This is a genomic window from Streptomyces sp. NPDC002574, from assembly GCF_042889545.1.
Classification (GTDB): domain Bacteria; phylum Actinomycetota; class Actinomycetes; order Streptomycetales; family Streptomycetaceae; genus Actinacidiphila.
In genome coordinates this window covers 100,215-123,332 of sequence record NZ_JBIARB010000008.1, presented here as the reverse complement: position 1 = coordinate 123,332, position 23,118 = coordinate 100,215, and the positions used below count along the sequence as shown (strand labels likewise).

Sequence of the window (23,118 nt, the reverse complement as noted above, 5' to 3'; positions counted from 1 at the left end):
GAACACGGTGCCCGGTCGCCATCCGTTCGAACCGGGCGGCGCAGCCGGCTCCGTCGCAGCTGCCGGCCCCTCGGCGTCAGTGCGGGTCAGGGGCGGTAGATCGACTGGAACTGCTGGTACGCCTGCAAGCCTTCGGGGCCCAGTTCGCGGCCGAGCCCGCTGGCCTTCACGCCGCCGTAGGGCGAGGCGATGTCGGGCTGGTACCCGTTGAGGCCGATCGTGCCCGTGCGGATCCGGCGGGCCACGCGCGCGCCGCGCTCCAGGTCGGTGGTCCAGACGCTGCCGGCGAGGCCGTACACGGAGTCGTTGGCCAGGCGGACGGCGTCGTCCTCGTCCTCGTAGGGAGTGACGGTCAGGACCGGCCCGAAGATCTCCTCCTGCGCGATCACCGAGGAGTTGTCGACGTCGGCGAAGACGGTCGGCTCGACGAACCAGCCCCGGTCGAGACCGGCCGGCCGGCCCCCGCCCGTGGTGAGCCGGGCGCCGTCGGCCCGGCCCCTGCCGATGTAGCCCTCCACCCGGTCCCGCTGCCGTGAGCTGACCAGCGGGCCGATCTGGGTGGCCGGGTCGAGCGCGTCGCCCACCCGGGCGCCGCTCGCCATCGCGGTCCAGACCTCCACGACCTCGTCGTAGCGGCTGCGGGGCGCGAGGATCCGTGTGCTGGCGAAGCACGTCTGTCCGTTGTTGAGCAGGCTGGTGGTGAAGAGCTCCGCGGCGTCCGCCATGAGGTCGGCGTCGTCCAGGACGACGGCCGCGGACTTGCCCCCGAGTTCCAGGGTCACCGGCCGCAGCAGCGCCGCGCACGCGGCGGCGACCCGGCGTCCCGACGCGGTGGAACCGGTGAAGGAGACCTTGTCGACGCCCGGGTGCGCGACCAGGTAGGCGCCGATGTCGCGCCCGCCGGGGACGATGTTGACCACGCCGTCGGGCAGGCCTGCCGCCGCGACCGCCTCGGCCAGCAGCACCGAGTCCAGAACGGTCTCCGGAGCCGGTTTGACGACCAGCGTGCAGCCCGCGGCCAGTGCCGGCGCGATCTTGAAGAATCCCACGGTCTGCGGGAAGTTCCAGGCCATGACGGCGGCGACCACGCCCACCGGTTCCCGGCGGACCTCGGTGGTTCCCCGGGGCAGGCCGGACCGGAACTCGTGGCCGGGCGCCGAGCTGACCAGGGCGGCGTAGTAGCGCAGGAGGGCGGCCGGCACGGACCCCTCGTACGCGTGGGCGATCGAGATCGGCATGCCGTTCTGGGCGCTGACGGTGCCCGCCGTCGCCTCGCTCCGCTCGTCGAGTTCCTCCGCGAGCCGGAGCATGGTGGCCGCGCGGCGCTCCGGCTCCCAGGAGGGCCAGCCGCCCGGGGTGTCGAACGCCTTGCGCGCCGCGTGGACGGCGCGGTCGACGTCGGCCGTGCCCGCCTCCGGCACGGCACCCAGGTGGTCGCCGGTGCTGGCGGAGGTGACGCTGATGGTGCCGTGGCCGGACGGCGCGGTCCACCGGCCCCCGACGAACAGACGGTTCTCATGTGCGTTCATGGCAAGGGAAGTCATACGGGGCACTTCTTCCGGCGGCGGCCGGCAGGGCCGCCCCCTGCTTGGTCCCGTGGTCATGGCCGCCGACGTGCCGCGGCACCGGCCCGGGGTGCGTGCGCGATGGTGGTCCGCGGCGCGCCGCGACGGCGCGTCCGGCGTACGGGCGACCCGCTGAGCGGCAGGGGGGCGCCGCGCCTTGGAGGCCGCATCGGGGGCGGGTGGGCCCTCATCGGCGGCGTTCTGTGCGGTCTGTGGGATTCCGCACCGTAATGTCCCCGAGGCTACACCCATCTGGGGGCGCGTGACATCAGATGCCCGGCCCGCCCGGCTCGCGGCATGCGGGCACCGGCAGGGCCACCTGACGTCTCGTCAGATCCAGCCGCGCCGGGTGGCCTCCATGGCGATCTGGAAGCGGGTCTGCGCGCCGAAGCGCTGCATGAGTTTGGTGACGTGCCGCTGCACGGTCCGCTCGCTCCACCCCATCGCGCGCCCGGCGGCCTTGTCCGTGGCGCCCGCCGCGAGCAGCGTCAGCAGCCGCGCCTCCTGCGGCGACAGCTCCTCCCGGCCGTCCTCCGTCGTGACCGCCTCGTGCGCCCTGACATGGACGCTGCGCTCCCATATCGCCTCGAAGAGGGCGATCAAAGCGTCCAGAAGGGGGGAGGGGTGGATGATGTAGCAGGCGGTCACGACGCTGTCGCCGGGGCGCAGCAGGGGGATGATGGCCAGCCGCTCGTCCGACACGGCCAGTTTCATGGGCAGGCCGGGGGCGATGCGCGCCTGTTCGCCGTGGCGTATGCCGACGGTGACGTCGTCGAGCCAGCCCGGGAGCGCCAGGACGGTGCTGTCGTAGATGACGCGATAGGCCACCCCCCGGCCCAGCAGTTCGAGCTCGTCCGGGTTCGGCTCGGTGTGCGCCTCGACGGCGGCGTACGGGGGCCGGTCGAAGCCGCGTACCTGGGTGCGGGTGCTCTGCTGCATGTGCGCCCAGCGGCGGTTGACGTCGTCGCGGCCGGAGACGACCTCCACGAGGTCGTCCGGGTTCACGAAGCGGGTGGCGGCGCGGTAGACGTCCATCAGGCCCGCGACCTGTCCGCGTACGTCGTTCAGCGCGCGTTCCCGGTCCCGCAGCACCGCCTCAAGGCCGGTGTCCGGGGAGACCGCGACGTAGGTGACGGGACGCCCGGGGGAGCGGATCGCGAGGCCGAGCGCCACCAGCGACTGCAGGGAGCGCCGGGTCGCAGCGGCGGCGAGATGGCCGTCGTGGGCGAGGTCGGCGACGGTGGCCTGGGTCCGGCGGATCAGGATCTCGTAGACCGCCTCGTCCTGCCGGCTCAGGCCTATCGATTCGAGCATGATCCTTCTCCGTGCGACGGAAGCGTGAACGCGTGTCGTTCCTACGACACTTGGCGGGAAGCCACCGCCGGTTCATCTTGTCAGGGCGATCAAGCCGATGACGGCGTTCCGGCATTTCCGCCGCTCGCCCGGCCCGCCGGGGAGCGTCCTGCCCCTGGCGCGAGTGATCGCCTATGGTCGTGCCGACGGGGATCGAACACGCCGCCGAGGCGGCATCCGCGGGAGGACGACTGTGCGCACGAGGGACCTGGGACGCAGCGGGCTTCAGGTGTCCGAGATCGGCTACGGAGCCTGGGGCATCGGGGAGTCGGCGTGGGTGGGCGCGACCGAGGACGAGTCGGTGCGGGCGCTGGACCGGGCCGTCGACCTCGGGGTGAACTTCATCGACACCGCCCGCGGCTACGGCGAGAGCGAGCGCATCGTGGGGAGCTTCGTCCGCCGGCGGGCCGGCGCGGGCGACGGCATCCTGGTGGCGACGAAGGTTCCGCCGAGGAACCGCCTGTGGCCCGCGCCCGACGGCGTGGACCCCATGGAGGCGTTCCCCGGCGCGCACATCCGCGAGAGCCTGGAGACCAGCCTGCGGGCGAGCGGTCTGGACCACTTCGACGTCCTCCAGTTCCACGTGTGGAGCGACGAGTGGGTGGGCCGCGGCGACTGGCTGGAGACGATCGCCGACCTGAAGCAGGAGGGGAAGATCCGCCTCTTCGGCGTCTCCGTCAACGACCACGAGCCCCACAACGCGCTCGCCCTCGTGCGCAGCGGGGTGGTCGACACCGTGCAGGTCATCTACAACATCTTCGACCAGGCCCCCGCGGACGCCCTCCTCCCGGCCTGCCAGGAGCACGGCGTCGGCGTCATCGTCCGGGTGGCGCTCGACGAGGGCGGGCTGACCGGCAGCGTCACGGCCGGGAGCACCTTCCCGGAGGGCGACTTCCGCAACCGCTACTTCCGCGGCGACCGCCCCGCCCAGGTCGAGCGGCACGTCGACGCCATCGTCGCCGACCTCGGCATCGGCCGCGACGAGCTCGCCGAGACCGCGCTGCGCTTCGTCCTGAGCTCCCCGGCGGTCTCCACCGTGATCCCCGGCATGCGCTCCGTGCGCAACGTCGAGCGGAACGCCGCCGTGAGCGACGGCCGTGCCCTCGCGCCCGGACAGCTCGACGTACTGGCCCGGCACCGCTGGCAGCGCAATTTCTACGGAGGCTGAGCGGGCGCGACGCCCACACGCCGGACGCCTGTCGCGTACCCCCTCTCACCTGGGGTGATGCCGGGCAGCCGGCTTCCGTGGCCGCGCTGGGAGAAGTGTTTACCTGGACTAAATCCAAACAATTAAGGCATATGTCCATCAATGGTGCAAACATGGGATGTATGCATACTTCGTGGCTGGCTCATCCGCAGGGCACCCTCGCCGCGCGGCCCCGCACGCGCGAGATCGTGGACCGTCCCTGGCACATGCTGATCGGCGGGGAACTGACCGACGCGGTCTCGGGGGGCACGCTCGACGTGGTCAACCCGGCGGACGAGACGGTGGCGGCCCGGATGCCGCTCGGGGGCTGCGCGGACGTGGACGCGGCGGTCGACGCGGCCCGCGACGCGGCACCGTCGTGGGCCGCCACGTCGATCGCCGACCGGGCCGCCGTGCTCACCCGGCTGGCCGAGGCCGTGGAGGCGCACGGCGAGGAACTGGCCTGGATCGACACGATCGACAACGGCAGCCCCATCGGGGTCATGCGCAACGACTTCCGGGTGGCGGTGGCCCAACTGCGCTACTTCGCCGGCCTGGCGCTCCAACTGCGCGGCGAGACCATCCCCATGGCCGCCCACGACGCGTTCGACTACACCCTGCGCGACCCGTTCGGCGTGGTCGGGCGGATCGTCCCGTGGAACCACCCGCTGATGTTCGCGGCGGCCCGCATCGCCGCGCCGCTGCTGGCCGGCAACACCGTCGTCCTCAAGCCCGCCGAGGTGACCTCCCTGTCGGCACTGCGGCTGGGCGAGATCGCCGCCCGCATCGTGCCGCCGGGGGTGCTCAACATCGTCCCGGGCCTCGGTTCGGTGGCGGGCGAACGGCTCGTGACCCACCCCGACGTCCCGCGCATCGCCTTCACCGGCTCGTCGGTCACCGGGCGGCGCGTCCAGGCGCGTGCGGCGAGCGCCGCCGTGAAGACCGTCACCCTCGAACTCGGCGGGAAGAACCCGGTCATCGTCTTCCCCGACGCGGACGTGCCCGCCGCGATCGACGGTGTCATGGCCGGGATGAACTTCACGTGGCAGGGCCAGAGCTGCGGCTCGACGTCCCGTCTGCTCGTGCACCAGTCGCTGTACGAGCGCGTGGTGGGGGAGGTGGGGCGGCGCATGGACGACCTGCGGATCGGCGACCCCTCCGAGGCCGGTACCGATGTCGGCCCCCTGGTCTCGGCGGGGCACTACAGCAAGGTCTCCTCCTACGTCCGGGCCGGCCTCGCCGACCCCGCCCTCGACCTCGTCGCCGGCGGCACCTTCCCCGACCGCCCGGGCTACTACGTCCGCCCCACCCTGTTCTCCGCACCCGGCGGCCCGGCCGGCCCCCTCTTCACGGACGAGATCTTCGGACCGGTCCTCGTGGCGGCCCCCTTCGACACCTACGAGGAGGCCGTGTCCGAGGCCAACGCGCTGCCCTACGGTCTCACGGCCGGCGTCTGGACCACGTCGCTCCACACTGCCCTGGCCGCCGCCCGCGACCTGCGCACGGGATACCTCTGGGTCAACTCCAGCTCCGCCCACCTGCCCGGCACCGCGTTCGGCGGTGTGAAGAACTCCGGCGTCGGACGGGAGGAGGGCATCGAGGAACTGGAGGAGTACACCCAGCCGAAGAACGTCTACGTGCGCTTCTGAGCGCCACGCGGCCCGTGCGGCGGGTCCGCGTGCGCCCGTTCGCGGCACCGGGGGCGGTCAGGTCCAGCCCATCTCCGTGTACAGACGCCCGTGCCGGATGCCGTCGACGGCGGCGCGGGTGTAGGGGACGGTGCTGTCCGGGAGGCGGTCGGCGGGCCACCAGTCCCAGCTGACGCACTTGTCGGGCTCGAGGAGTCGCGGCTCGCCCTTCCACTGCCGGGCGCGGAAGACCAGTTGCAGGCGGGGCCGGGTGCCGGGCATGTGGAGCATGTGGACGGCGTGCACGAACTCCACGTCGTCGGGGTCGATGACCAGGCCCGCCTCCTCGCGGGCCTCGCGCACGAGGCAGGCGACGGCGGACTCCTGCTCGCAGTGGCCGGCCAGGAAGTGGTGCTGCAGCGGCGCGAAGCCCGAGTCCGGGTGGCGCAGGCCGAGCAGGACCCGGCCGTCGCGTTCGAGGTAGAGGTGGGCGCCGATGACGTTCGGCGCGTACCGCCCGGCCGGCGGTACCTCTGCGGGCCGCTGGGCAGCGCCGCCGGCGGCCTGATGACGGGCGATCACACGGGCCGCCCAGGGCGCCATGGTCAGGTGGGCCGTCGTCGCGACGTCGAAGAACGCGAACATGATGCCCTCGCCCACCTCCAGGCGGGAGGGGTCGCCGTCCCACTGCCCCAGGAAGATCTGGATGTGCGGCCGGGGGAGGCCGTCGGGGCCGGGGCGCTCGACGACCCCGAACCGGGTGAGGCCGATCGTGAGGCCCGCCTCCTCCATCAGTTCCCGGGCGATGGCCTCCTCCGGCGTCTCGTCGCCCTCCCGGGCACCGCCGGGGAGCGACCAGGTGCCCGGGTCGCTGATCGGCTTGTTGGCGTCCCGAAGGTGCAGCAGGTACTGGCCGCGCCGGTTGACGATGAGCGCGGTGGTCTGGTGGGGCTCGGGCGTGACCGCGGGCATGGGCGGGTCCTCCGGGGTCGGCGGGGTGTCAGGCGCGGCTCGGGCGGAACTCCGCGACGTGCGGCGTGGGTTGCGCCGTCCAGCAGGATGCCAGGACATAGGTGCGCCGCCAGTGGATTCCGGACAATCCGGGCCGTACGGCGTGCCGCGTCGCCACCGGCGGCGAGGCCTGCCGGCAGCGGGGCCCGCCGGAACGGGCGGGCCCCGGATGCTCACATGTGGTGGACGGTGCCGTGGTGGTGCGCATAGTGGGTGGCCGCCACGACGGCGGCCATGAGCTCCGCGTCCAGGGCCGAGGTGTCGGCGAGACGGGTGGGGGCCGCATAGGAGTTCAACAGGGTCTTGGTCACGCGCAGCGCGCCCTCGGGACGCCGGACGACGGGCCGCGCCCATGCGGCGATGGCCTCGTCGAGCTGCGCCTCGGGGACGACCTTCTGCAGGACGGACAGGGACAGCGCCTCGTGGGCGTCGAAGGACCTTCCGGTGAGGACGAGTTCGCGCACGCGCGCGGCGCCGATCTCGTTGAGGAGCCGGGGGAGGAGGCCGCCCCAGGCGGTGGGGAGGCCGAGGGCGAGTTCGGGCAGGCGGAAGGAGGCGGTCTCGGAGCCCACGCGCAGGTCGCAGGCGAGGGCCAGACCGAGTCCCGCGCCGATGGCCTTGCCGTGCACCTTGGCGATGGTGACCGCGGTGTTGCCGCTCAGCGCCTCGCACACGAGGCGGCCCTTGGTGGCCGACGCGCGGATGCCGCCGCCGGTGGGGTCGTGGGCGAGGAAGTCGGCGTACTCGGTGCGGTCGCCGCCCAGGCAGAAGTCGTCGCCGGCGCCGGACAGCACGATGACGCGCACCCCCGGATCCGGGGTGCCGAGGACCGCGAGCAGCTCGTCCAGCATGGCCTCGGTGACGGCGTTGCCCTGATCGGGGTCGTGCAGCTCGATGTCCAGGACCGGTCCCCGCCGGCCGGTCCTGAGGGTCCTGAAGGTCCCGGAGCCGGGGCCGGTGGTGCAGGGGAGGGACTGCGGGGCGTTCATGCCGTCACTTTCATGGAGGTCACGCGGCGGAAGACCATGCGCGGCGCGTACGAGGGCGCGGAGGCGAGGCGGAGCGTGGGGAATCGTTTCAGCATGGCGGTCAGCAACGTACGGGCCTCGAGCCGGGCCAGCGCCGCCCCCAGGCAGTAGTGGGCGCCGCCGCCGAAGGTGAGGTGCGTGCCCTTGCGGAGGATGTCGTAGGTGTGGGGATCGGCGTTGCGCCGCGGATCGTGGTTGGCCGCCCCGTACATCACGTGCACCATGGTGTCCTTGGCGATCGGGACACCCGCCAGGACCGTGTCGTCGGCGGCGACACGGCTGTTGAGGTGGATGGGCGGGTCGTAGCGCAGGGCCTCCTCCACGGCGTCGTCGACGCGCTCGGGATGGTGGCGCAGCCACTGCCAGCGCGCCGGCTCGTCGAGCAGCAGCCATACGGCGACCGACAGCAAGGTCGCCGTGGTCTCCAGGGAGGCGATGGTGAGGAACATGACCAACTGGTAGATCATCCGGTCGGCCGTCTCGCGGTCGCCGGGCAGTTGCTCGTCCCAGTGACGAATCCAGCCGGACAGGACATCGTTGCCAGGCCTCGCTCGGCGGCTGCTCACCAGGTCGGTGAAGAACGCCCGCATATCGGCGGTGGCTTCTTCCGATATGGCCAACTCGGACTTGGTGGGCAGCAGTTCCTGCGCGTGGACCTGACGGTGGGTGAAATCGAGGATGTGTGCGTAATCGGTGGCGGGGATGCCCAGCCAGCGGCCGACCGTGACGATCGGCAACTGCTCGCTGACGGTGCCCACGAAGTCGGCGGTGCCTTCGGCGAGCAACTCGTCCTCGAGCGTGTCGAGGAGCCGGGCGACGTGCTGTTCGATCTCCGGCTGCATGCCGGCGACGGTGGCGCGGTCGAAGGGGTTCCCCAGGCTGCGGCGCTGGCAGGTGTGGGCCGGCGCGTTCAGCCGGGACAGGGTCCGGCTCATCTCCTGCGTGGCCGGGGCGTGCCAGCGCTCGGTGTCCCGCTGCCGCTCCTGCCAGGCGAAGTCGGGGACGATCCAGTTCCTGCCGCGCAGGACCTGGTCGCAGGTGTCGAATCCGGTGATGAAGTACCCGCCCCAGGGGGCGGGTACGACATCACCCATGGTGCGCAGTTCCTCGTAGAGGGGGAAGGGATCGGCCTGCCCCTCGGGGGTGCGAAGGCGCCGAAGGACGGATATGACGGCTCGACGGTCAATGACTGTTTCGCTCATGTCACCGACTGCGGTCACGCAGAGCTCCTCAGGCTGGGCGTCCGGACCGGCCGAACCTACCCCGCTCCCACCTGCGGTCATGCGGTCCTGGGGTGTTGCTCCTGTCACATGCCGCTCATCAGACGCGGAAGAGGTCCAGGAAGGTGGACCAGAACCCCTTCTTCGCCTGCGGCCGGGCCGGCGAGGACGGTTGGGCCTCCATCGCCGCGGGACCGGTCGGCACGGGCTCCTGGGCCCGGGGCAGCGGTTCGGCGAACCGGGTGGCCGGGAGGGGACTGAAGCTCACCGGCAGCGTCACCAGGGCCCGGTGGAACGGGCCCGGGCGCCACTGCAGCTTCTCCGGGTCCTCGGCGAGCGTCAGGTCGTGGAGGGTGTTGAGGATCTTCTCCACCGCCGTCAGGGCGATCAGCTGGGCCGGGGACTTCGCCGGGCAGGCGTGCGGTCCGGCACCCCAGGCGAGGTGGGCGCCCTTGCTCAGCGTCTCGCGCTCGGCGGTGAGCGCCGGGTCGCTGTTGGCGGCCGCGAAGCTGATGACCAGCGGGGTGCCGGCCGCCACCTCCACACCGTCGAGGTCCACGTCCTGCAGCGGGAAGTGCGTGGCGTAGTTGGCGATCGGAGGGTTGTTCCACAGCACGTCGTCCATGGCCTCCTCGATCAGCATGCCCGACCGGCGGCCCGAGGAGTCCTCGGACAGCAGCAGGAGCAGCGTGTTGCCGATGAGGTTGCGCTCCGGCTCCACACCGGCGCCCATGAGCATGACGAGCTGGTCCTTCAGCTCCTCGTCGTTGAGGCCCGCGGGGTGCGCGATCAGCCAGGAGGTGATGTCCTCGCCCGCCGTGCGCCGCTTGAGGGCGATCAGCTCCATCAGGCAGGCGGTGAGCTCCTCGTTGGCGCGCAGGGCGTCCTCGCCGTCGAAGATGGCGGCCATTGAGGTGGTCAGGCGGTCACCGATGTCGGCGGGGCAGCCGAAGAGCTTGTTGAACAGCAGCAGCGGAAGCAGCTTGGCGTAGTCGTTCAGCAGGTCGGCGCGGCCGCGCTCGCTGAACTGGCTGATCAGGTAGTCGGCTATCTGCTCCACGTCACGGGCCAGCCGGCTGACGTTGAGCCGGTCGAGGCTCTCGGTGACCGCCTTGCGCAGCCGCAGGTGCACCGTGCCGTCGGTGAACAGGCAGTTGGGCCGGTAGGCCATCATCGGCAGGACAGGGTTGTCCAGCGCGATGCGGCCCTCGTTGAGCGCGGCCCAGCGGCGGGAGTCACGGGCGAAGAGCGTGGGGTTCTGCAGGACGCGGCGTGCGGTGTCGTGCTCGGTCACCAAGGTGGCGTCGACACCGGGGGACAGCTCGACCGGCGCGGCCGGGCCGAACTCGCGCAACTGGTCGTAGATCCGCCCGGGGTCGGCCGCGAAGTCGTGGCCGTGCATCGGGCATCTGGCAGGGGCGCCGGGGACGGGGGTCGGGTGCTGAGATTCCATGGGGGTTCCTTGAGGGGGCCGGAGCCTTCCCGCCCCGGTGGGCGGTGAAGGGGTCCGGTGGTCAGGCGGCGTGGGTGAGCAGGTGCTGGACGAGGGAGATCAACGCCTGTGCCGAGGAGCCCTCGTCACGGGCGTCGCAGTACACGACGGGGGTGTGCGGGAAGAGGTCGAGCGCTTCCCGTATCTCGTCCTCCTGGTAGCGGTGCTCTTTGTCGAAGTTGTTGACGGCGATGGCGTACTCCAGGCCGTACTTCTCGACGAGGTCGATGACGGGGAACGACTCGGCGAGCCGGGCGGGGTCGACCAGCAGCAGTGCCCCGAGAGCGCCCCGGGACATGTCCTCCCACAGCTGCATGAAGCGCTGCTGACCGGGGGTGCCGAAGAGGTAGAGCACCAGCTCCTCGCTGAGCGTCAGGCGGCCGAAATCCAGCGCGACCGTGGTGGTCCGCTTGTCCGGCGCGCCCGCCAGGTCGTCCACGTGGAGCGACGCCTGCGTCATCTTCTCTTCGGTGCGCAGCGGGGTGATCTCCGAGAGCGTGCCGATCAACGTCGTCTTGCCCACGGCGAAGTGACCCACCACGAGGATCTTCGCGGCGGTGGTCACCCCCTCCGACACATATGCGCTGTCAGGCAAAGCGCCTTTGGAGTCCATGCAACACCTCTTCGAGGATTCTCTTGTCGACGGCCTGGGCGGGGGGCGGGGCTTCACGGCGCAGCAGATGCCCATGGTCGGTTAAATCGGTCAGCAGCAGTCGTGCGACGCCCACCGGGAGCTCCAGATGGGCGGCCACCTCGGCCACCGACAGATACCCCCCCGAGCACAGCTCCCAGATGGCACGCACCTCGGGACCGGCCCCGAGGGGCAGCTCCCGGTCGGGGGCGATGGTGACCAGGGTGAGCAGGGACAGCTGGTCCGCGGCCGGGAGTTGACGGCCGCCGGTGATGACGTAGGAGCGGACGAAGTCGCTCGTGACCGGTTCTTCCTTGCCGGACGACGTCATGCTTCGGCACCGGCGTTCTGGCGGGGCGGAGTCGTCATCGCCTTGCCCAGTGCGCCGACCTGTTGCTGCATACGAAAACTCATGGCCTCCATGTCCACGTCCGGGGCCGCCGACGCGGCGAGGTACGCGCCGTCGCCCGCGGCGATCAGGAAGATCCAGCCCTGCTCGTACTCCAGCAGCGTCTGCCGCCACGGACTCGCACCGCCACCGGCGAACGGGGCGACGGCCCGGGACAGCGACTGCATCGAACTCATCGCCGCCGCGTTGGTCTCCGCGTCGTCACGGCCGATCTCGCTGGACTTCTCCAGCAGCAGACCGTCGGCCGAGACAAGGATCGCGTGCCGGGCGCCGCGCACCTGGAGTACGTCGTTCAGCACCCACGACAGATCGGGGTTCATTGGTCCTGGAGTCCTTCCGTGTTCGTGGTGTCCCGACCGGACAGGGTGCCGCGCTGGAACGCCCCGAGGCGCGAGGCCCTGGTGCCGCTGACCTGCTCCGTCGCCGGCGCGGCGGTGCCGGCGGAGTCGGAGGCTGCCGGGGCGGCGGGCTGCGGCAGCACCGTCACCCGCTGGCGACGGCGTTTGGGCAGACCGCCCGCCGTGGTGCCGGTGGCGGGCATGGGGACGGGAGCGCTCACGGGCGCCAGGCGCTTGGCGGGCGCCGGCTCGGCGGCACCGTGGGCGTGGTCGTGGACGGCCTCGGGCTGCGGTGCAGGGACTTCGTTGCTCAGAAGGTCCTCCGGCAGAAGGATTACCGCCCGCACGCCGCCGTACGGGGAGACGGAGTCGACGGACACCTCGAACCCGTAACGGGCCGCGAGCATGCCCGCGACGGCGAAGCCGAACTTCGGGGGGTTGCCGAGCGTGGTGATCCCCACCGGAGCGGACGGAGACAGCAGGAGCGCGGCGCGGTCCTTCTCCTCCTGGCTCATGCCGAGGCCGGCGTCGTCGACGATCACGCAGACGCCCTTGGGGACGGCGCGGATGTTGATCTCGACCGGGGTGTCGGGCGCGCTGTAGTTGGTGGCGTTGGCCAGCAGCTCGGCGAGCACGACGGCGACCGGTTCCACGACCCGGCTGGCGACCGTGAAGTGCACTTGCGCGTGGATCTGCACCCGGTCGAACCGCCGGATGCGGCCCTGCGCGCTGCGCGCCACGTCGTACACCGAGGCGATGGACTCACGGCGGCCGAGCCAGCCGCCGCAGAGCACGGCGATTCCCTGGGCGCGGCGGCCGAACTGGCTGTTGGCGTGGTCGATCGCCATCAGGTCGGCGAGGATCTGGGGGTCGTCGCCGTACTTCTTCTGCACCCGGTCGATGACGACCTGCTGCTCGTCGGCGAGCACCTGCAGTGTGCGCATCGCCGACTTCAGAACGGTCTTGGTGTCCTCCTCCGCATCCTTGCGCACCTCCGCCACTTCGGAGGCGTGCTGTTCCCGCAGTTCGGCATGGGCCGCGCGGACGTGGTCCCGCTCCTGCTGCAGCGCGTTGCGCTCACCCTGCAGCCGGGCGTTGTTGCCGCGCAGGATCATGTTGGTCCTGCGGGCACGCAGGATGATCAGGACGGCAACGCACAATACAACTATCGAGATCCACAGGAGTGGATCATCCCAAATCGATGTCATGAGGCTCTCTTCAAGTCGCATCACGCCGAAGCGACGATCGGGGCCGCGGCGTCGGGCCAAGGGCGAACACCGCGACAGGGTGTGTGCCGTCGAGCCGAGCCAAGAGCCGCTCCTCCGCGATGGGGCCCTGGAGACTGTCCCCCGCGCGCTTGACGCGCCATCAGCCTTCTGGAAACCCGATCACCCTAGCAGCAGTGGATCACCAATTAACGACGCGGTTGGGGCACTTGCAGATCTTCACATGGTCACCGCAACCTGCCAGGTCAGCGGCCCGTCCGGGGTGCGCGGGAGCGGTGTTCCCGGTTGTCCCGCATGCCCGGATCGGGCCACCGCGGGGAGGCCGCAGCGGGAAGCGGAGGAAGACGGAAGACCACCGGAGGGGCCCGGCCGCCGGGGCTGTCGAGGTGCCCGCGGGCCCGGTCGGCACCGACGGGCGGTTCACCAAGGTGCCCGGTGAATCGCTGTCGCGCGAGGCCCGTGTCCGGCCCGGCGTCACGGTCATCGACGTCCCGGTCGACTCCAGCCGCGACACCGGGCTGTTCGCCCAACTGCGCGAAGGCGTCCTGGAGCAGGGGATCGGCGCGCGGGTGCGGTGCGGGCGTCGTCCTGTCACGGAACTAACTTGTGCACGATGCAATGGTGGGCTAGGGTCTTTGTGCAAGCCGGTTGTACCTCAGAAAGGCGATCCGTGAGCAGCGAACCGTACTGCGACAGCCCGGTGCCGGTCTCCGTGGACTGGACGGCGGCGCCCGGTGAGCCGGTCGCGGAGTGCACCCTGTGCCGGGAGCCGACCGAGTACAAGGCACGGATCCCGGGCGCCCCGCTCTGCCCGCGCTGCGAGTGGCAGGAGGCCCAGCGCAGCGCCTGCTCCGGCTGAGCACCCCGGACCCGCCCGCCGCGCGACGCGGACCGGTCAGCCGGTGGGGGTGCGGCGCAGCGGCGCGAGCGCGTTGCTCCACGCGACGACCTGGTCCAGGACGACGCCCAGCTCTCCGGCCCGGCGCGGGCCGGGCTCGAACCTCTGCATGTCGACGAAGTCGCGGAACAGCGACAGCGCCACCTGCGCGCGCACCGTGGCCACCTGCACCTCGGCCATCACCACCCGCAGGTGCTCCACCGCGCGCGTCCCTCCGGCACTGCCGTAACTCACGAAGCCCGCCGCCTTGTTGTTCCACTCCGCGTACAGGAAGTCGATGGCGTTCTTCAACGCGCCGGGGATCGAGTGGTTGTACTCGGCGGTCACGAAGACGAACCCGTCGAACGACGCGATCTTCTCCGCCCACGCGAGCGTGTGCGGCCGGGTGTAGTGGCCCATCGACGGCGGCGCCTGCTCGTCCAGCAGCGGCAGCCCGTAGTCGTCGACGTCCACCAGCTCGTACTCCGCGTCGTCCCGCCCCGCGACGTTGTCGTACACCCACTCCGCCACGGCCGCCCCCTTGCGGCCGGGTCGCGTGCTGCCGAGAATGACGGCGATCCTGGTCATGGCGCTGCTCCTGGGCGGTCGGCCGGTCGGGGCCCGGCGGGAGGGCGTGCCTGAGCCACGTTCCATGCCCGCCCCTGCGGCAACCGGGCACGGGCGTTCCTTCGCCCGATCGCCGGGCGGGCGCTGCGCCGGACGGGTGGGTCCGGGGCGGGACGGACGCGGCGCTATGTTGGCCGTGGACCATGCCGGTGCGACGCGGGGGACTGAGCGGCTTGCGATCAGGTGGGACACGTGGAGCGGTCATGGCCGCCGTGCTCGGCGTCGTCATGGTGCTGTTCCTCGGCGCGTGCGGGACCCGGGTGGCCGGCCGGGACGGGAGCGCGACCGACGCGTCGACGGCCGGTGGGCCGATCCCGTGGACCATGGCGGGCCCGATCTCGGTCACGGGTGCCCGGCTGGGCGACGACCACCGCACGCTCCTGCTCGACGCGCAGGTGCCGCACGGCCCGCACGCGTGCGTCCGCGGTCTCCGGGCCGTGGTCACCGACACCGTGCCGCAGCACACATGGGTGCAGATCACCTACTCCTCGCCCTCGGGCGACCGGCGTTCCGGGTGCACGGGCGTGACGACCGCCACCGCCCGGGTCCGGTTGCCGGAGCCGCTGGGCGCCCGGGACCTGATCGTCGACAACCACACGGTCTTCACCGCCGACGGCGCGCACCCGCCCGCGCTGCGGCTGTGCGGTCCACTGGGCTGCCGTCCACCGGCCACCGGCTGCACCCCCGCCTCCTACGAGCAGGCGCTGATGGCCGTCGACGCCCCCGCGCACACCTACCGCGAGGCGGAGGTCTGCCACGGGAAGTGGCTCGTCCTGGACTTCACCTGGCGCACGGGTCCGGCGTGCGGCGGCGGGGAGGCCCCCGAGTGCTCCTCCCGGCTGGGCGACCGCTGGTTCTTCCGGGCGGAACCCTCCGGCTGGGTGCCGATCGTCCACGGGACGCGCGGCGGATGCCAGGACGTGCGGCGCGAGGAGCCCGGCTTCCCCACCGCGATGTGCGTGCACCTGGCGCCGTTCCGGATCGCCCGGTAGCCGGCGCCCTCGGCGGCCCGTGCCGACGCGCCCTCAGTGGCTCTGCGGCCCCGCGGGCTGCCGGTCCAGTGCCTCGGCCCGGCGCCGCAGGTCGGCGGCGATGTCGTCCCACTCGGGCCCGTGGAGATAGAGGCTGTCGGCCGCCTCGCGCAACAGCGCGGGGTCGTCGGGACGCTGGAGCAGGGCGAGCCGGTAGGCGAGGTTGCGGATCCACACCGGCAGCAGTCCGTCGACCACGTGCGGACTGAGGTCGCGCAGCATCGCGACGATCGAGTCGGCGTCGGCGAAGGTCAGTTCCTCGACGAAGTGGTGCTCCTGGTGATTGAGCACGCAATCGCGCGTGGGCCGGTACTCGTCTCCGTACAGGCACCGGGCGTGCTCGGTCAGGGTCGTGTGCATGACGCGCAGCTTAAGGGAACTTGATCAATCAGTGGAGCGGTTCGCGACGGCAGTCGCGCAGGTCGTGCCGGGGATGGTAGCCTCCGCGACCGCTGTGGATCATCCTCCCGACACGCCGCGCCGTGGTCGCGCGGCGGGGGCGCGGGGGACGCGCGGGGATACTGCGGCCATGCGCGTCGACTTCGATCCCGAGGCCATGAGCAGTGGCGGCTTCTACCGGTTCATGACCTCCGTGGTCGTCCCCCGGCCTATCGCGTGGATCTCCACCGTCACCCCGGACGGACTGATCGAGAACCTCGCGCCGCACTCCTTCTTCAGCATCGCGAGCACCGATCCGCCGATCGTGCAGTTCACCTCGATCGGCCGCAAGGACTCGCTGCGCAATGTCGAGGACACCGGCGAGTTCGTCGTCAACTTCGCCTCCGAGGCGCTGATGCGCCTCATCAACGCCACGGCCACCGACTTCCCGCGCACCGTCAGCGAGTTCGACTTCGCGGACATCGAGCGCGAGCCCAGCCTGCGGGTGCGCCCACCGAGGGTGGCCGCCTCACCGGTCGCCCTGGAGTGCCGCTCGCACACCACCGTGCGCATGGGCAACTCCACCCTGGTCTTCGGGCGCGTGCTCCACGCCGTCGTCGACGAGGGCGTCCTTGTCGACGGCCGCCCCAGCGCCCCGCTGCTGCGCCCGCTCACCAAGCTCGGTGCCGACGAGTGGGGCACCCTCGGCGAGATCATGCACCTCAATCGCATCCCGTACGAGGAGCCCCGCCCCGCGGCGGCGTCGGGACCGGCCGCGGGGGTCTGAGCGGGCACGACGGCCTAGTAACCCGTGGTGCGGATCCACCGCAGTGTGGTGACGACTTCCTCGCCGAAGTCCTCGCACAGCGCGAGCAACGCGCGGCCGGTGGAGGAATCGAGCAGCCCCGCGGAATCGGGGAGATCCCGGAGGGCATCGTGGCACGCCGACTCGACCGCGGAGTTGCGTGACGCGAAATAGCCCTCGTGCGCGCGGTCGGCCAGGCCGGCGAGGTAGCGGCGGTGGGCTTCCTCCGAGGGGTGGGAGAAGAACGAGTTCTCGACGAGGCCGTCGAGGTGGGCCGCCAGGTCGGCCGAGTCCTCGACCACGCGCTCCGCCACGTCCGTGGCAGACGTGTGCAGGAACGTGTCGAAGGCCTGCAGGTTGCCGATGGTCTCCAACTGGAGGAGCCGGACGGTGTCCGGGTCGACTTCGGAGGTGAAGAGCGGGGCCGTGGACAGCTCGGCGAACGCTCGCCGGTACGCGCGGTCCGACTGCTCACCGGCAGGTGCGGCCGCCAGCCGGAACAGTGACTCCAGCACGTCCCGGTCGATGCCCCATTCCGCGTCGAGCCCGAACGCGAGGAGCGGCGCTCGGTACCGCCACAGGGCCAGGACGGCGGCCTGACGCCGGTGGACGGGGTTCGGGTCCACGAACCGCTCGATGCGCGCCACGGCTCAGGACGTCCGCTGAGCGGGGTCACGGTCCTGGGGCTGCGCCGTCGGCGGGGGCGGGTGGCCGTGGACGGCGGTGAGGCGTTGCAGGGCGTCGTCGATGCGGTCGAGAGCGGCGTGGGCCGGTGCGGGGCCGTGGGGGGAGGGCGCCGGCAGAGCGCGGCGGGGCGGGCCCGGACGGCGGCCGAGGGCGCGCCGGACAGCGACGACATTCGCGGTCAGGGCCTTGGCGCGGACGGCGAGGCCCGGTTCGGGCGGGACGGGAAGCACGGCGAGGGCGCCGACCGGTTCGGCGCAGGCGCGGAGCGCGTCGAGGGCGTCGGCGGGATGAGGGGCCGCGCGGCGCAGGGTGCGGGAGAGCGTGCGGTGGGCCCGGAAGGGAGCGGCGATCTCGTCGAGGCGCACAAGGCTGTCGTCGAACCGGGCGCGTTCGGCGACGAGTTGCGCGGGGTCGTGACCGCGGAACGCGGACAGCACGTCGGTGAGGGCCGCCAGGGCGTCGGCGGTACGGCGCCGGGCCACGTCGCCCGACCGGACGGGAAGGACGAACCAGGAGGCGGCGACGCCGGCGAGGGCGCCCACGACGACGGCCTCCAGCCGGGTGACCAGGACGTCGGCGCCGGTCTGGCCGTAGTAGCCGTACAGCAGCGAGAGCACGGCGGTGACAGCCGCCGCCCAGTACGCGTAACTGAGGCCGCGCAGCCACGAGGCCACCGCCAGCACCGCGAGGACGGCGGCGATCGAGGCGGGATCGCCCGGGGCGAAGACTCCCGCGAGCGAGGTCGCCAGCACGACACCCGCGGCCGCGCCGGCGATCCGCAGGACGCTCTTGTGCACGACGTCGCCACGGCCCCTGTTGCCGCTGCACACGATGAACGCGGTCAGCACGGTCCAGCTCCAGTGGTCCGGGAACTCGAGCCGGCCGACGAGGAACGCGGCCCCCAGCGCCAGGGCCATCTGGCAGGCCATGCGGTCGCTGACGGCCAGGCCGGTGGCCGTGGGGGGCCGCGGGGCGGACGCGGTCGGTGGCGCGGTCGGTGGAGTGGCCGAGCGGACGAGTCCGACCCGGGCGGCGGCGAGTTGGCACACGGCCACACTCAGGAAAGCGATCAGCGCGGCGACGGCCGCCCACAGGAACCGCGCGCCGCCCGACCCCGGCGCCACCGGAGTGATGAGGACGGCGACGAAGGGCAGGGTCGCGAGCGTGCCGGCCGCGGTGGCGACGGGCCCGAAGCGCCGGACCCAGATCGCCGCGCCGACACCGAGGGCGAACAGGGGGCCGCCGATCGCGAGGTGCCGGAACAGCAGCCACCCCACCCCCGACGTCGCCACCGCCACCACGGGCAGCACCGCGAGCCCGAGCAGTCGGCGGCGCGGCGAGGCCCCCCGCTGGACACGGGCCAGCGTCAGGGTGAGCGCGACCGTGAGCACCACGATGCCGTCGTCGAGCCCGAACTCCTTGAGCCGCAGGGCGGCGCCGAACGCGAGCAGCAGTGCGGCGGAGGTGACCGCGGCGTCGGGTATCCCGCGAAAAATACTTCGCATTCGCGTACTGCTTTCCGGTCAGGAACTCGTGACTTGGCCAACAGTAGCAAGTGATAGCGTAGGAATATGGTGGAGGATAGTACGGGGCCCGGGCAGAGGGAGGAGCCGCCGCCCTTTCTGGGGGCGGCGTCGGAGATCCGCCGCGGCGCGTCCCGGCTCGCGCGCAGGCTCCGGGCCGAACGTTCCCCCGGCGCGCTCAGCGCCAACAAGGTGGGCGTGCTCGGCCACCTCTACCGCCGCGGCCCCGCCACACCGGGTGACGTGGCCGCGGCCGACCGGCAGCAACCGCAGTCCCTGACACGGGTGTTCGCCGAGCTCGAACGTGACGGCCTGATCTCCCGCACCGCGGCTGAACACGACCGCCGGCAGACCCTCCTCGCCCTGACGCCGGCCGGCCACGCCGCCCTCCTGGCGGACGTGGCCGAACGCGACGCCTGGCTGGCCTCGGCGCTCGCCGGGCTGAGCGAGACCGAACGCGAGGTGCTGCGCCTGGCCGGACGCCTGATGGACCGCCTCTGCGACCCGTGAGCCGTCGGCGGCGCCGCCGTTACGGGCGTTCCTCGACCCACAGGTCGGTGCTGTGCGCGCCGGTCAGCGCCCGGACGCGGGCGAGCACGTCCTCCGCGGGGCGCGGCGCGAGCCGCCGTCCGTCGCGCAGCCGCAGCGCCACATGACCGTCGGCTGCCTCGGTGGCACCGATGACGGCCTGGTACGGGACCAGGCGGGCCTCCCTCACCCGTGCGCCCAGGCTGCCGCGCTCCGGCCCGGCGACCTCGGCGCGCAGCCCCAGGTCGAGGCAGCGTTCGGCGAGCGCCTCGGCGACGGGCCGTTCGTCCGCGGAGACCGGGAGGACCGCGATCTGGGTCGGCGCCAGCCAGGCGGGGAACGCGCCGCCGTGCTGTTCGACGAGATGGGCCACCGCCCGCTCCACGCTGCCGATGACGCTGCGGTGGACCATCACCGGGCGGTGCTTCGCGCCGTCCGCGCCGATGTAGTGCAGGTCGAAGCGCTCCGGCTGGTGGAAGTCGACCTGGACGGTGGACAGGGTCGACTCGCGGCCGGCGCCGTCGGCGACCTGCACGTCGATCTTCGGCCCGTAGAACGCGGCTTCGCCCTCCACCGCCTCGTACGGCAGGCCCGAGGCGTCCAGCACTGCGGTGAGCAGCGCGGTCGACCTCTGCCACAACTCCGGCGCGGCGACGTACTTGCCGCCGGGGCCGGGGAGGGAGAGCCGGTAGCGGGCGGGTGTGATGCCCAGCGCCCGGTACGCCCGGCGGATCAACTCCAGGGCGCCGCGCGCCTCGTCGGCGACCTGGTCGAGGGTGCAGAAGATGTGCGCGTCGTTGAGCTGGATGGCCCGGACGCGGGTCAGCCCGCCGAGCACGCCCGACATCTCCGAGCGGTACATGCCGCCCAGTTCGGCCATGCGCAGCGGCAGCTCACGGTAACTGTGCGCGCGGGAACGGTAGATGAGCGCATGGTGCGGACACAGACTGGGCCGCAGGACGATCTGCTCGCCGCCCAGGTCCATGGGCGGGAACATGTCGTCGCTGTAGTGGGACCAGTGCCCGGAGATCTCGTACAGCTCGCGTTTGCCGAGGACGGGGGAGTGGACGTGCCGGTAGCCCGCGCGCCGCTCGGCCTCGTGGACGTACCCCTCCAGGGCGTGCCGTACGGTCGCGCCGTCGGGCAGCCAGTAGGGCAGCCCGGCGCCGATCAGCGGGTCGGTGTCGAACAGGCCGAGCTCGCGGCCGAGTTTGCGGTGGTCGTGCATGGCGGTCTCCTCGCGGGGCGGCGGGCGAGTGACCGCGGGTACGCAGAAGCCCCGGGGCACTCGCCCCGGGGCTTTGACTGATGGCATCGATCAGCGCGCCGGGACACTCTCCGGCGTCGTCGTCATGGCAGCGCGCTTCATGCGGACGACGGTAACAGGGGTGGGCCGTGGGCGCCGGGCATTTTCCGGGCGGGTGGGCCGGCCTTTGTGATCGCCCTCTCTCATATGCATCTGAGATGAACCGCACTGCACGCAGCGGCCGAGGGGGAGCACCACCGATATCCGCTTGCGTATCCGGGTCACCCGGGCCAACGTCGTCCGACACCTCACGAAGGCAGGGAAGATGACCGGGCAACCCCACGACGTCGACCACGAACTCGTCCAAGCCGCGGCCCACGTCGCGCGCACCCGCTGCCAGGGCGACAACCACACCATGGCGGCCGCGGCCCGCGCCGGCGACGGCCGGATCGTCACTGCCGTGAACGCCTACCACTTCACCGGCGGCCCCTGCGCCGAACTGGTCCTCATCGGTACGGCGGCCGCCCAGGGCATCCACGACCTCCGCACCGTCGTCGCCGTGGGCGACCGCGACCGCGGCGTGGTGCCCCCGTGCGGCCGCTGCCGCCAGGTCCTCCTCGACTACTTCCCGTCCGTCGCCGTCATCGTCGGCCCCGCCGACCGCCTCCGGGCCGTCCCCATCGCCGATCTGCTCCCCGCGAGCTACGTCTGGGCCGACCACCAGCTCGACACCTGACCGGGGCACTTCCGCGCTGACGGAGCCTCAGTTCAGCACCGGCAGCAGCAGTCGTGAGGGGTGGGACGGGTCGTGGTGGACGCGGCGCTCGCCAGGGGTGGCCGTGGTCTCCCAGCGGGGGTGGGCGGAGGCGGCGATCTGGAGGCGGAGGCGGTGGCCCGCGCGGAAGACGTGGGCCAGGGACCACAGGTCGACGCGGACCTCTTGCGGGCCGGTGCCGGCGGAGCGGGCGACGCCGTCGGCGAGGTTGATCGACGTGCCGTCGGGGTGGACGTCGCACAGCCGGGCCACCCACGCGGCCGGGCCGTCGCTCGCAGCGGTGAGCACGGCGGTGATCCGGCCCGCCACCTCCAGGGGCGAGGTCAGCGGGGGTCCGGTCCAGGTCGCCACGTCGGGCCGGGCCTCGATGGCGCGCTGGTCGAACGGGCCCGCCGGGTAGGCGTCGGTGAGGAGGAGGGCGCCGCCGCGCACCGGCACGGGGTTCGCCGGGTCATGCGCGAAGCACGCGGGCGGCTCGTCCGCGCCGGGCGGGGCGGGGGACAGCGCGCCGGAACCGCGGAGGAACCACGCCGCCTCGGTGGCCGGGGGCGGCCAGCGCTCAAGGCGGCGCCACACATCCGCGCCCGTCACGAAGACCAGGGTCAGGGGCTCGGGGCCGGTGGCCGTGCGGCCCAGCACCCCGTCGAGCCAGTCGAGTCGGAGCTCCTCGAGGGTCCGGTCACCGTCGACAAGGGCCGGCTGGTCGGCGTGCGTCCAGGGCCCGACGACCAGCGCGGCCGGGTGTCCCGTCGCCCGGGCCATGAGGTGGTTGTCGAGGCTGCCCTGCAGGAACGCGTCGTACCACCCGGCGACGGTGAACGTGGGGACGTCGGCGGGCGAGACACCGCGCAGCGCCGGGCCGTCCGGGCGGCCGGGGACCGGGAGCCGGCGCAGGACGGGCGGATGCCGGTCCCCGGCGGCGCCCGGTGTGTCCAACGCGACGCGTGCCGCGTCCAGTTCGGCGGTGACCCGCGCGTCGGCGCCCCGCCTGCGGAGCACTTCCGCCCCGAGCCCGAGGGTCCACTGGGTGATCAGGCCCGTCTCGCGGACGCCGTCCCGCGCGACCAGGCCCTGGCGCGGGTCGGACCAGGTGAACTCCGGCATGAGCGCCACGAGTCCGGGCGGCCGGTCGGTGGCCGCCGCCCATTGCGTGTGACCGAGGTAGCTGGGGCCGAACAGGGCCACCCTGCCGTCCGCGCCCGGCAGCCGGGACGCCCAGCGCACGGTGTCGTGGCCGTCGGCGTACTCGTTCACCAGCGGCTCCCAGTCGCCGTCGGAGGCGAAGCGGCCACGGGTGTCCTGGATGACGACGACGTAGCCGCGTCGCACGGCCGCCGCCGGGCCGAGCCGGGCGAGGACGCCGGGGTCGTCCTTGCCGTAGGGGGTGCGGGCCAGCAGGACGGGTCCGGGCCCGGTGCCCGCGGGCGGGCGGCGGACGTCGGCGCGCAGCACGGTGCCGTCGCGCATGACGGCCTCGACGTCGTGATCGACGGTGATGTCCACGGGCGGTGACGCGCCTTTCCGGGTACGGAGCGACGGGCGGCCGGGTCCCCG

At 72.5% G+C, this 23,118-nt stretch carries 23 protein-coding genes; 7 read left to right on the top strand and 16 right to left on the bottom strand.

What is annotated here, in order from left to right:
- Window positions 1-86: 86 nt before the first annotated feature.
- Together ACFYXS_RS20570 and ACFYXS_RS20565 are read right to left on the bottom strand one after the other, a co-directional pair.
- Window positions 87-1,529: an aldehyde dehydrogenase gene (locus ACFYXS_RS20570; protein ID WP_389250101.1), complete on the bottom strand. Its 1,443-nt coding sequence runs from the start codon at window positions 1,527-1,529 to the stop codon at window positions 87-89.
- Window positions 1,530-1,895: 366 nt separating this feature from the next.
- The gene (locus tag ACFYXS_RS20565; RefSeq protein WP_389250100.1) at window positions 1,896-2,879 is read right to left on the bottom strand and encodes a helix-turn-helix domain-containing protein; all 984 of its coding nucleotides are present in this window, start codon (window positions 2,877-2,879) and stop codon (window positions 1,896-1,898) included.
- 232 nt (window positions 2,880-3,111) lie between these two features.
- On the opposite strand from ACFYXS_RS20565, the gene ACFYXS_RS20560 reads away from it, so the two are divergent.
- Both ACFYXS_RS20560 and ACFYXS_RS20555 read left to right on the top strand, forming a co-directional pair.
- A complete protein-coding gene (locus ACFYXS_RS20560; protein WP_389250098.1) occupies window positions 3,112-4,086 on the top strand; it encodes an aldo/keto reductase in 975 nt (324 codons plus the stop codon).
- A gap of 161 nt (window positions 4,087-4,247) precedes the next feature.
- Window positions 4,248-5,753, top strand: a complete 1,506-nt coding sequence (locus tag ACFYXS_RS20555) for an aldehyde dehydrogenase family protein (RefSeq protein ID WP_389250095.1) — start codon at window positions 4,248-4,250, stop codon at window positions 5,751-5,753.
- Between the two features lie 57 nt (window positions 5,754-5,810).
- Here ACFYXS_RS20555 and ACFYXS_RS20550 read toward each other — a convergent pair whose 3' ends face one another.
- From ACFYXS_RS20550 to ACFYXS_RS20515, 8 genes are all read right to left on the bottom strand, one after another.
- Entirely contained in the window at window positions 5,811-6,704 is an 894-nt protein-coding gene (locus ACFYXS_RS20550; RefSeq protein ID WP_389250093.1) for an NUDIX domain-containing protein, read from the bottom strand.
- 212 nt (window positions 6,705-6,916) lie between these two features.
- Entirely contained in the window at window positions 6,917-7,732 is an 816-nt protein-coding gene (locus ACFYXS_RS20545; RefSeq protein WP_389250090.1) for an enoyl-CoA hydratase/isomerase family protein, read from the bottom strand.
- Window positions 7,729-8,991, bottom strand: a complete 1,263-nt coding sequence (locus ACFYXS_RS20540; RefSeq protein ID WP_389250089.1) for a cytochrome P450 — start codon at window positions 8,989-8,991, stop codon at window positions 7,729-7,731. Before ACFYXS_RS20540 ends, ACFYXS_RS20545 begins: the two co-directional genes overlap by 4 nt.
- Before the next feature lie 100 nt (window positions 8,992-9,091).
- A complete protein-coding gene (locus ACFYXS_RS20535; protein ID WP_389250086.1) occupies window positions 9,092-10,444 on the bottom strand; it encodes a cytochrome P450 in 1,353 nt (450 codons plus the stop codon).
- 61 nt (window positions 10,445-10,505) lie between these two features.
- A complete protein-coding gene (locus ACFYXS_RS20530; RefSeq protein ID WP_389250083.1) occupies window positions 10,506-11,096 on the bottom strand; it encodes an ATP/GTP-binding protein in 591 nt (196 codons plus the stop codon).
- Entirely contained in the window at window positions 11,071-11,445 is a 375-nt protein-coding gene (locus ACFYXS_RS20525; RefSeq protein ID WP_389250081.1) for a DUF742 domain-containing protein, read from the bottom strand. Before ACFYXS_RS20525 ends, ACFYXS_RS20530 begins: the two co-directional genes overlap by 26 nt.
- Window positions 11,442-11,843, bottom strand: coding sequence for a roadblock/LC7 domain-containing protein (locus ACFYXS_RS20520; RefSeq protein ID WP_389250078.1), 402 nt, complete (start codon window positions 11,841-11,843; stop codon window positions 11,442-11,444). Before ACFYXS_RS20520 ends, ACFYXS_RS20525 begins: the two co-directional genes overlap by 4 nt.
- Window positions 11,840-13,069, bottom strand: coding sequence for an ATP-binding protein (locus tag ACFYXS_RS20515; protein ID WP_389250076.1), 1,230 nt, complete (start codon window positions 13,067-13,069; stop codon window positions 11,840-11,842). Before ACFYXS_RS20515 ends, ACFYXS_RS20520 begins: the two co-directional genes overlap by 4 nt.
- 688 nt (window positions 13,070-13,757) lie before the next feature.
- Between ACFYXS_RS20515 and ACFYXS_RS20510 the strand changes: the two genes are divergently transcribed.
- Entirely contained in the window at window positions 13,758-13,946 is a 189-nt protein-coding gene (locus ACFYXS_RS20510) for a hypothetical protein (protein WP_389250074.1), read from the top strand.
- A 36-nt stretch (window positions 13,947-13,982) separates the two neighbouring features.
- Here ACFYXS_RS20510 and ACFYXS_RS20505 read toward each other — a convergent pair whose 3' ends face one another.
- Entirely contained in the window at window positions 13,983-14,552 is a 570-nt protein-coding gene (locus ACFYXS_RS20505; protein ID WP_389250072.1) for an NADPH-dependent FMN reductase, read from the bottom strand.
- A gap of 242 nt (window positions 14,553-14,794) precedes the next feature.
- On the opposite strand from ACFYXS_RS20505, the gene ACFYXS_RS20500 reads away from it, so the two are divergent.
- The gene (locus ACFYXS_RS20500) at window positions 14,795-15,583 is read left to right on the top strand and encodes a hypothetical protein (RefSeq protein WP_389250070.1); all 789 of its coding nucleotides are present in this window, start codon (window positions 14,795-14,797) and stop codon (window positions 15,581-15,583) included.
- Between the two features lie 33 nt (window positions 15,584-15,616).
- Here the strand turns inward: ACFYXS_RS20500 and ACFYXS_RS20495 are convergent, their stop codons facing one another.
- Window positions 15,617-15,982, bottom strand: coding sequence for a hypothetical protein (locus tag ACFYXS_RS20495; protein WP_389250068.1), 366 nt, complete (start codon window positions 15,980-15,982; stop codon window positions 15,617-15,619).
- A gap of 169 nt (window positions 15,983-16,151) precedes the next feature.
- Here ACFYXS_RS20495 and ACFYXS_RS20490 point away from each other — a divergent pair, with 169 nt between their 5' ends.
- Window positions 16,152-16,787, top strand: a complete 636-nt coding sequence (locus ACFYXS_RS20490) for a flavin reductase family protein (protein WP_389250066.1) — start codon at window positions 16,152-16,154, stop codon at window positions 16,785-16,787.
- Between the two features lie 14 nt (window positions 16,788-16,801).
- On the opposite strand, the gene ACFYXS_RS20485 is transcribed toward ACFYXS_RS20490, so the two are convergent.
- Entirely contained in the window at window positions 16,802-17,452 is a 651-nt protein-coding gene (locus ACFYXS_RS20485; protein WP_389250064.1) for a hypothetical protein, read from the bottom strand.
- Window positions 17,453-17,455: 3 nt separating this feature from the next.
- Window positions 17,456-18,997 (bottom strand): FUSC family protein, encoded by a 1,542-nt coding sequence (locus tag ACFYXS_RS20480; RefSeq protein WP_389250062.1) that lies wholly within the window; start codon window positions 18,995-18,997, stop codon window positions 17,456-17,458.
- Between the two features lie 66 nt (window positions 18,998-19,063).
- Here ACFYXS_RS20480 and ACFYXS_RS20475 point away from each other — a divergent pair, with 66 nt between their 5' ends.
- A complete protein-coding gene (locus ACFYXS_RS20475; protein WP_389250060.1) occupies window positions 19,064-19,525 on the top strand; it encodes a MarR family winged helix-turn-helix transcriptional regulator in 462 nt (153 codons plus the stop codon).
- 19 nt (window positions 19,526-19,544) lie between these two features.
- On the opposite strand, the gene thrS is transcribed toward ACFYXS_RS20475, so the two are convergent.
- Window positions 19,545-20,771, bottom strand: a complete 1,227-nt coding sequence (gene thrS, locus ACFYXS_RS20470; protein WP_389250058.1) for a threonine--tRNA ligase — start codon at window positions 20,769-20,771, stop codon at window positions 19,545-19,547.
- A gap of 343 nt (window positions 20,772-21,114) precedes the next feature.
- Between thrS and ACFYXS_RS20465 the strand changes: the two genes are divergently transcribed.
- Entirely contained in the window at window positions 21,115-21,525 is a 411-nt protein-coding gene (locus tag ACFYXS_RS20465) for a cytidine deaminase (protein WP_389250056.1), read from the top strand.
- 27 nt (window positions 21,526-21,552) lie between these two features.
- On the opposite strand, the gene ACFYXS_RS20460 is transcribed toward ACFYXS_RS20465, so the two are convergent.
- Window positions 21,553-23,067, bottom strand: a complete 1,515-nt coding sequence (locus ACFYXS_RS20460; RefSeq protein WP_389250054.1) for a CocE/NonD family hydrolase — start codon at window positions 23,065-23,067, stop codon at window positions 21,553-21,555.
- Window positions 23,068-23,118 lie beyond the last annotated feature (51 nt).

Coding starts and splice junctions, on each gene's coding strand:
- ACFYXS_RS20570 (WP_389250101.1), bottom strand. CDS start 1,529: ATGAACGCACATGAGAACCGTCTGTTCGTCGGGGGCCGGTGGACCGCG.
- ACFYXS_RS20565 (WP_389250100.1), bottom strand. CDS start 2,879: ATGCTCGAATCGATAGGCCTGAGCCGGCAGGACGAGGCGGTCTACGAG.
- ACFYXS_RS20555 (WP_389250095.1), top strand. CDS start 4,248: ATGCATACTTCGTGGCTGGCTCATCCGCAGGGCACCCTCGCCGCGCGG.
- ACFYXS_RS20550 (WP_389250093.1), bottom strand. CDS start 6,704: ATGCCCGCGGTCACGCCCGAGCCCCACCAGACCACCGCGCTCATCGTC.
- ACFYXS_RS20545 (WP_389250090.1), bottom strand. CDS start 7,732: ATGAACGCCCCGCAGTCCCTCCCCTGCACCACCGGCCCCGGCTCCGGG.
- ACFYXS_RS20535 (WP_389250086.1), bottom strand. CDS start 10,444: ATGGAATCTCAGCACCCGACCCCCGTCCCCGGCGCCCCTGCCAGATGC.
- ACFYXS_RS20530 (WP_389250083.1), bottom strand. CDS start 11,096: ATGGACTCCAAAGGCGCTTTGCCTGACAGCGCATATGTGTCGGAGGGG.
- ACFYXS_RS20525 (WP_389250081.1), bottom strand. CDS start 11,445: ATGACGTCGTCCGGCAAGGAAGAACCGGTCACGAGCGACTTCGTCCGC.
- ACFYXS_RS20520 (WP_389250078.1), bottom strand. CDS start 11,843: ATGAACCCCGATCTGTCGTGGGTGCTGAACGACGTACTCCAGGTGCGC.
- ACFYXS_RS20515 (WP_389250076.1), bottom strand. CDS start 13,069: ATGACATCGATTTGGGATGATCCACTCCTGTGGATCTCGATAGTTGTA.
- ACFYXS_RS20505 (WP_389250072.1), bottom strand. CDS start 14,552: ATGACCAGGATCGCCGTCATTCTCGGCAGCACGCGACCCGGCCGCAAG.
- ACFYXS_RS20500 (WP_389250070.1), top strand. CDS start 14,795: ATGGCCGCCGTGCTCGGCGTCGTCATGGTGCTGTTCCTCGGCGCGTGC.
- ACFYXS_RS20495 (WP_389250068.1), bottom strand. CDS start 15,982: ATGCACACGACCCTGACCGAGCACGCCCGGTGCCTGTACGGAGACGAG.
- ACFYXS_RS20490 (WP_389250066.1), top strand. CDS start 16,152: ATGCGCGTCGACTTCGATCCCGAGGCCATGAGCAGTGGCGGCTTCTAC.
- ACFYXS_RS20480 (WP_389250062.1), bottom strand. CDS start 18,997: ATGCGAAGTATTTTTCGCGGGATACCCGACGCCGCGGTCACCTCCGCC.
- ACFYXS_RS20475 (WP_389250060.1), top strand. CDS start 19,064: ATGGTGGAGGATAGTACGGGGCCCGGGCAGAGGGAGGAGCCGCCGCCC.
- thrS (WP_389250058.1), bottom strand. CDS start 20,771: ATGCACGACCACCGCAAACTCGGCCGCGAGCTCGGCCTGTTCGACACC.
- ACFYXS_RS20465 (WP_389250056.1), top strand. CDS start 21,115: ATGACCGGGCAACCCCACGACGTCGACCACGAACTCGTCCAAGCCGCG.